The organism is Streptomyces sp. NPDC058295 (assembly GCF_042880655.1).
Lineage (GTDB): Bacteria > Actinomycetota > Actinomycetes > Streptomycetales > Streptomycetaceae > Streptomyces > Streptomyces coriariae.
The window spans coordinates 24415-31239 of the sequence record NZ_JBHVYO010000073.1 but is presented as its reverse complement, the minus strand read 5'-3'; the positions used below and the strand labels follow the sequence as shown (position 1 = coordinate 31239).

At 70.5% G+C, this 6825-nt stretch carries 7 protein-coding genes; 6 read left to right on the top strand and 1 reads right to left on the bottom strand.

What is annotated here, in order from left to right:
• Positions 1-323: 323 nt before the first annotated feature.
• Positions 324-1112 carry an alpha/beta fold hydrolase gene (locus tag ACFVYS_RS40945; RefSeq protein WP_389510596.1) on the top strand — a complete coding sequence of 263 codons (789 nt, stop codon included), beginning with the start codon at positions 324-326 and terminating at the stop codon, positions 1110-1112.
• Positions 1113-1132: 20 nt separating this feature from the next.
• On the opposite strand, the gene ACFVYS_RS40940 is transcribed toward ACFVYS_RS40945, so the two are convergent.
• Entirely contained in the window at positions 1133-1546 is a 414-nt protein-coding gene (locus ACFVYS_RS40940) for a cupin domain-containing protein (protein WP_389510594.1), read from the bottom strand.
• A 203-nt stretch (positions 1547-1749) separates the two neighbouring features.
• On the opposite strand from ACFVYS_RS40940, the gene ACFVYS_RS40935 reads away from it, so the two are divergent.
• From ACFVYS_RS40935 to ACFVYS_RS40915, 5 genes are all read left to right on the top strand, one after another.
• Positions 1750-2307, top strand: coding sequence for a carboxymuconolactone decarboxylase family protein (locus ACFVYS_RS40935; protein WP_389510599.1), 558 nt, complete (start codon positions 1750-1752; stop codon positions 2305-2307).
• Complete coding sequence (locus tag ACFVYS_RS40930; protein ID WP_389510593.1) at positions 2304-3791, top strand: sugar ABC transporter ATP-binding protein; 1488 nt, start codon at positions 2304-2306, stop codon at positions 3789-3791. The genes ACFVYS_RS40935 and ACFVYS_RS40930 overlap by 4 nt, the downstream gene beginning before the upstream one ends.
• Positions 3788-4810: an ABC transporter permease gene (locus ACFVYS_RS40925; protein WP_389510591.1), complete on the top strand. Its 1023-nt coding sequence runs from the start codon at positions 3788-3790 to the stop codon at positions 4808-4810. The genes ACFVYS_RS40930 and ACFVYS_RS40925 overlap by 4 nt, the downstream gene beginning before the upstream one ends.
• Positions 4811-4851: 41 nt before the next feature.
• Entirely contained in the window at positions 4852-5805 is a 954-nt protein-coding gene (locus ACFVYS_RS40920; RefSeq protein WP_389510589.1) for a sugar ABC transporter substrate-binding protein, read from the top strand.
• 103 nt (positions 5806-5908) lie between these two features.
• On the top strand, positions 5909-6817 hold the full coding sequence (locus ACFVYS_RS40915; RefSeq protein ID WP_389510587.1) for a LysR family transcriptional regulator: 909 nt from the start codon (positions 5909-5911) through the stop codon (positions 6815-6817).
• Positions 6818-6825: the final 8 nt, after the last annotated feature.

Below are 6825 nucleotides of genomic sequence, written 5' to 3'. Positions count from 1 at the left end.
CCCACCGCACGAGGTGCGGTGGCCGGCGTCCGCCGTCGCCGCCGTCCGGCGCCGCCCCAGCCGGGGGTTGCGGGGGTTCGTCGGCTGCGGGTGCGTAGGGGCCGGTCGCGCAGTTCCCCGCGCCCCTGGGGGTGTGGTCACGTGTGCCGGCTCGCGCGGCCGGTGCCGGTCTGGCGGTTGCCGGGTTCGTCGGCTGCCGGTGCGTGGGGGCTGGTCGCGCAGTTCCCCGCGCCCCTGGGGGCGCCTGCGGCGCGGGTGGGTGTGGCGTTCGGTGTCGGTGGCCCCAGGGTGCGGTGGGGCGCGTCCGGCGTCACCCTCGTCGTATGGGTGAGCGGTGGGAGGTTCGGCGGGCGGGGCCGGGGGAGGCTCCGCACCGGGTGCTGATGATTCCGGGCGGGCTGTGCACGACCGAGTTCTACGCCGACGTCATGGCCGAACCGGCGGTGGCGGGACTGGGCATGGTCGCGGTGACCCAGCCGGGCTTCGGCCGTACCGAGGCGCCCGAGGACGTGTCCATGGCGCACTACGCCCGGCTGATGGCCGACTTCGCCGCCGACGCCGGGTGCGACGCGGTCGTCGGGCACAGCCTCGGCGCGAACGTGGCGCTGGAGATGGCCGCGCAGGGCCTGTTCAACGGCCCGCTGGTGCTGCTCTCGCCGACCTTCTCGCGGGGCGACGAGGCGACCTTCCTGACCGTGCTGAACGCGGTGGGCCGGGTGCCCGGGGTCGGTGCGGCGGCCTGGAAGGCCATGATCACGCTGCTGCCGCGGTCCATGAAACGCGAAATACCGCCGCACCGCGCCGAAGCGCTGGCGGCGGTCATGGGCGGCAACGATCCGACGGCCTGCCGCCGGATCGTCCGGGACTACTACGCGTACCTGGACCGGTATCCGTCGCTGGTACCGAGACTGTGCGGGTCCGGGGTGCCCGCCTGGGTGGTGCGCGGCGACCGCGACGCGATCGGTCTGACGGCCGACGAGCGGCGCGGCCTCGAAGCCTGCCCGCGCGTGCGCATGGTCACCGTGCCCGACGCCGGGCACCTCCTCCTCGTCGAGCAGCCGGCCGCGGTCGCCGAGGTCGTCGCGGAGGCGGTCACGGCGTCGGTGCGCTGACGGCCGTCGCCCGGCCGTCCTCAGCCGTCGGAACCCATCCGGTCCTCCGCCGACAGATGTTCCACCGTCCGGCCGGTCTCGGTGAACGTGCGTGTCACATGGCCCGAGGAGTACACCCACAGGATCCGCAGCGGGCGGTCGCCGACGTTGCGGAACAGGTGGGGGATCGGCGACGGCACGTACGTGGTGTCGAACCGCTCCAGCTTCGTCACCTCGCCGTCCACCCACACCTCCGCCTCGCCCTCGAGGATCGTCACGTGCTCGTCGCAGTTGTGCGAGTGCAGCGGGGCCCCGGAACCCACGGGGTAGACGCTCATCCCGCTGGTGATCCGGTTCTCCCCGTCCGCCGACGCGGTGGTGACGAGCGGTGTCGTCACGACCGCGCCGCCGCGGTCGAGCAGCGGGACGGACGCGGCCTTGATGATGGTGGTCATGCCGGACGACGTTAGGCCGCCGCCCGGCGAATGGGGGGCCTCCGGCGTGCAGTTTTACGTTGCGCTCCGAGGTGGGTGAGCTTCTCGGACACGGCTGTACCTTCACCTGGCACCGCACGGATTCACGACCCGTGCCCGTAATGCGCCGGAAAGAAAAGGCAGGTATCGGCCGGATGAGGCTCCCCGTTCTCGACGTAGAGGAAATGGATGCGCGGCAGCAGGAGCTGGCCGCGCGGATCGCCGGCCGCCGTGGCGCGGTGCGCGGTCCCTTCCGGGTCTGGCTGCACAGCCCGGAGATGTGCGAACGGGCCGAGTCGCTCGGCGCGTTCGCCCGCTTCGACTGCTCGCTGCCGAAGCATCTGCGCGAGCTGACCCTGCTGATGGCCGCCCGCAACTGGGACGCCCAGTACTCCTGGAACGCCCATGTGCACCAGGCGATCGAGGCGGGCGTCCCAAAGGCCGCCGTGCAGGCGATCGCCGAGAAGCGCGAGGCGGTCTTCGACAACGAGGCGGACCAGGTCTTCTATCGCTTCTGCCGGGAGATCCTCGACGAGCACTTCGTCACCGACGCCACCTTCGCGGCGGCACTGGAGCACTTCGGCTCCAAGGGCCTGGTGGACACCATCGGCGCGCTCGGCAACTTCACCATGCTCGGCATGTGCCTGAACACCTTCCAGGTGGACCTCCAGGCCGACAAGGAGCCCCCCTTCCCGGACATCCGCGGCTACGGACGTGTGGCCCCCGAGGGCGACCGGCCGTGACCGCCGTACTGCGCGCCCGGGGCGTCACCAAGAGCTTCGGCGGGGCGGCCGCGCTGAAAGACGTCGACCTCGACCTGTACCCCGGCGAGGTGCACGCCCTGATGGGCATGAACGGCGCCGGCAAGTCGACCCTCGTGCAGGTGCTGTCCGGCGTCCACCAGGCCGACGCCGGCACGATCGAGGTCGACGGGCAGGAGCAGCACGGACTGAGTGTGCGCAGGGCGCGCAGGCTGGGCATCTCCTCGGTGCCGCAGCGCCGCGAGCTGGCGATGGGTCTGAGCGTCGCCGAGAACATCCTGCTCGGCGACCTGCCCACGCGGGGGCGCGTCGTGCGGTGGAAGGCCGTCAGGGAGGAGGCCCGCACGGCCCTCGCCGCCCTGGGGATCGCCATCGACGTGGAGCGCGCCGCCGGTTCGCTCACCGTCGCCGAGCAGACCATGGTGGAGGTGGCCCGCGAGGTCCGGCGCGGTGGCCGGGTGCTGATCCTGGACGAGCCGACCGCGTGTCTGAGCGCCAAGGACGCCCACCGGATCCGCGCCCTGGTGCGCACCCTGCGCGACGAGGGTGTCGCCGTCGTCTACATCTCGCACTACATCGACGAGGTCATGGCCGTCGCCGACCGCCTCACGGTGCTGCGGGACGGGGCGGTCGTGACGAGCGCGCCCGCCGCCGAGCTGGACGACGCGGGACTGGTGCGTGCCATGGTCGGCCGGGACGTCGTCTCCACCCGCCCCGAACGCCCCACGCCGAAGAACGAAGTCGGCCTCGCGGTAAGGGGGTTGAGCCAGGGCCGGGCCATCCGGGACTTCACCGTCGAGGTGCGCAGGGGCGAGATCGTCGCCGTCCTCGGGCCCGCCGGGGACGCCCAGTCCCGGCTGTTCGACCTGCTGTCCGGACGGCAGCGCCCGGAGAGCGGCGATCTGCACGTCGACGGCCGTGCCGTGCCCCTCGGCCTGGTCCCGGCCTCGCTCGCCAGCGGTCTGCGCTGTGTCACCGGCGACCGCCGCTCCCTGGGCCTGGTCCCGGGCATGTCGCTGGACGAGAACCTGATGCTCGCCGACGACCGGTTCGCGCGCCGCCGACTGCACCGGCGCGGTCGACTCGCCCGCCGGGCGGCCCCGTTGCGCCACAGCTACGGAGTCAGGGCACTGGCCGGGAACCCGCCGGTCAGCGCACTGTCGGGCGGCAACCAGCAGAAGGTGCTGCTGGGCAAGTGGCTGGAGACCTCCCCGGCCGCGTGCTTCCTGGAGGACCCCACCAACGGCGTGGACATCGCGGCCATGGCCGACATCCACACCCTCCTCGACGACCTCGCCTCCCGGGGAGTGGCCGTACTGCTCGCCTCCTCCTCCGCAGAGGAGGTCATGCGGCTCGCCGACCGGGTCGTCGTCGTGAGCGCCGGCCGCACGGTCGCCGAACACGACATCACCGCCATCACCCGCGACGAACTCGTCGCCACGGCCCTCGGAGGACAACCGCAGTGAGCGTCAAGACACTTCCCGATGCCCCTGGCGTGTCCGACCCGCCCGAGGCGCACAGGTCCCGTCTCCCGCTGGGCAAGGTGCGCGATCTGCCGCACGCCGGTCTGATCGCCGTCCTCGTCCTCGTCGTGGTGTTCACCGCCGCGCAGAGCGAGACGTTCGCCACCGACCGCAACATCGTCAACATCCTCGGCCAGGTCAGCGTCAACGCCGTACTCGCCGCGGGGCTCACGCTGTTGATGACCGCGGGCGGCATGGACTTCTCCATGGGCAGCAACGTCGCCGTCACGGCCGCGGTCTCGGCGAAACTGCTCGCCGACGGTCAGCCCACCGGCTACGCCGTCGTCGTCGCGCTGCTGCTCGGCACCGCCATCGGACTCGTCAACGGACTGGTGGTGACCTTCACCCACGTGGCGCCGTTCGTCGTGACGCTGGCCTCGGCCACCCTGCTCGACGGCGTCGCGCTCCTGGTCCACGACGGCTCCACCATCTCCATCGGCACCCGGATGTTCGCCCTCGGCAACGACAAGGTGCTCGGGGTGCCCTATCTGCTGATCGTCGCCGTCCTGGTGCTGACCGTGACGGCGCTCGTCATGCGGTTCACCGTGTTCGGCCGGGACGCCTTCGCCATCGGCGGCAACGAGCACGTGGCCCGCCTCAGCGGCATCGACGTCACCGCCCGCAAACTCACCCTGTACGGCCTCACCGGCACCCTCTCCGGACTCGCCGGCCTGATGCTGCTGTCCCGCCTCGGCTCCTCCAGCCCCGGCGGCACCGCCGGCCTCTCGCTCCAACTGGCCGTGGTCGCCGCGGTGGTCATCGGCGGCACCTCGCTGGCCGGCGGGCACGGCACCGTCATCGGCACCGCTCTTGGCCTGGTGCTGCTCGGCGTGGTGGCCAACGCGCTGAACCTCCTGGACTTCTCCAGCAACTACCAGCCGGTCTCCGTCGGCGCCGTGCTGCTCGTCGCGGCCATCGCCAACGAGATGCACAAGGCCCGCTCGGGCTCGGCGCGTCACTGACCTCTCCGCTCGTTCATGCCTCGTCCTGAAAGGCGTTTCCCATGAGACTCTCCGCCCGTTCACGCAGGGCACTGTTCGCCACCGTCACCGGCTCCACCCTGGTGCTGACCGGCTGCGGCAACGGCGACAGCGGCAGTGGCAGTACCGACAGCGTCTCCCTCGGCTTCGTCAACGGTGGCGACACCAACTTCCACAACTGTCTGCAGAAAGCCGTCGAGGGCCAGGCGAAGACCGCGGGAGCGAAGGTCTACACGGCCAACTCCCACCAGAACGCCGGGACCGAGCTGTCCAACATCGAGGACATGATCTCCCGCGACGTGAGCGCGCTGATCGTGCAGACGGTCAACGTCGACGCGCTCAAGGGCGACATTGCCAAGGCGAAGGCCTCGGGCATACCGATCTACCTCACCTCCGTGTCCACCAGCGACGCCGCCGACATCCTCGGCGCGGCCGTCGTCGATCTCAAGAACGTCGGCAGCCTCGACGCGGGCTGGATCGCCCAGGACGCGGGCACCGACCAGGTGCAGGTCGGCATCGTGGCCGGGGCTCCCGGTGCGGCCTCGGACCTGCTGGTGGGCGGCTTCAAGGGCGCTCTCCCGGCCACGGGGAAGGTCGTCGCCGACCAGCCGGGCATGTTCAATCCCGCGAAGGCCCAGGACGTGGCGGAGAACATGATCCAGGCCCACCCGGACCTGGACTACGCGTTCGTCGCCAACGAGGAGATGGCCTTCGCGGTGCGCAAGGCGTTCGACGCGGCCGGCGCGAAGGACGTCAAGATCGTCACCGTGAACGGGACCGACGAGGGCCTGGCCGCCGTCAAGAGCGGCGAGTTCTCGGCCACCGTCGCGAACTCGGCGAAGACGATCGGCGAGACGGCCGTGAAGAACGCCGTCGGACTCCTTGGAAAGGAAAAGGTTGACAAAATTGCCAACATTCCTCTTCTGTTGGTGACCGAGGACAACCTGGGCGAGGCACCCCAGTACTGCCCGAAGTGAGGGCCCCACCGGGAAGCGGTGCCTGCCTGCGCCCCGGTTGTCCCGAGCCGCAGGAATGCTCCCGTTCTCGACGCCGCGGGCGGGAGCCGCAATCGGAGGAAACATGGACCGCTTGCTGCTGATGCACAGTTTCGTCACTGTCGCTCAGGCCGGAAGCTTCAACGGAGCCGCCAAGAAGCTGGGCTCCTCCGGGTCACTGGTGTCACGGCACGTGGCCGAACTGGAACGTCAGGTGGGGGTCCGCCTGGTCAACCGCACCGCCCGCTCGGTGAGCCTCACCGAGCCGGGGCTGAGGTACGCGGAATTCGCCGCCCGCATTCTCGAGGAGATCGACGCGCAGGACGCGGCACTCGCCGACTCGCACGACCGGGCCGAAGGCACCCTCAGCATCATCTGTCCGAAATGGATAGGCAGCCTGGACCTGGGCGACGCGATCGCCGCCTTTTCCGCGGCCCATCCGAAGATTCAGGTCCGTTTCGAACTCGGCGGCATGTCCGACCGCACCTACGATTTCCTGGACAGCGGATTCGACGTCGCTTTCCATACCCGCGACCTCCGCGATTCCAGCGTCCGCCTGAAGAAGATCTCCTCCCTGCCGTTCGTGCTGTGCGGCTCGGCGGACTACATCGAACGGCAGGGCGGTCTCGCGCATCCCAACGACATCGCGAACCACGACTGCCTGGTGCACGTCAACGACCCGGTCTGGCGTATCGGCCACGGCCACGCCAGCGCCCTGCACAAGATCCGCAACATCGCCTTCTCGTCCAACTCCTACCTGGCCCTCCAGAAGGCCGCCGTGCACGGCCGGGGCATCGCCCTGCTCCCGCAGCGCCCGGCCTACGACGACCTGGTCTCCGGCGCCCTGAAGGTGCTGCTGCCGGAACTCGCCGTACCCGACCGTCCGCTGTACGCCATCTACGGCCCCGGACAGGACACCCCGCGCAAGATCAGCGTGTTCCTGGACTTTCTCTCCGCATGGTTCTCGCAGAATCCGATTCCCGCGATCCGGTAGCCCTGACG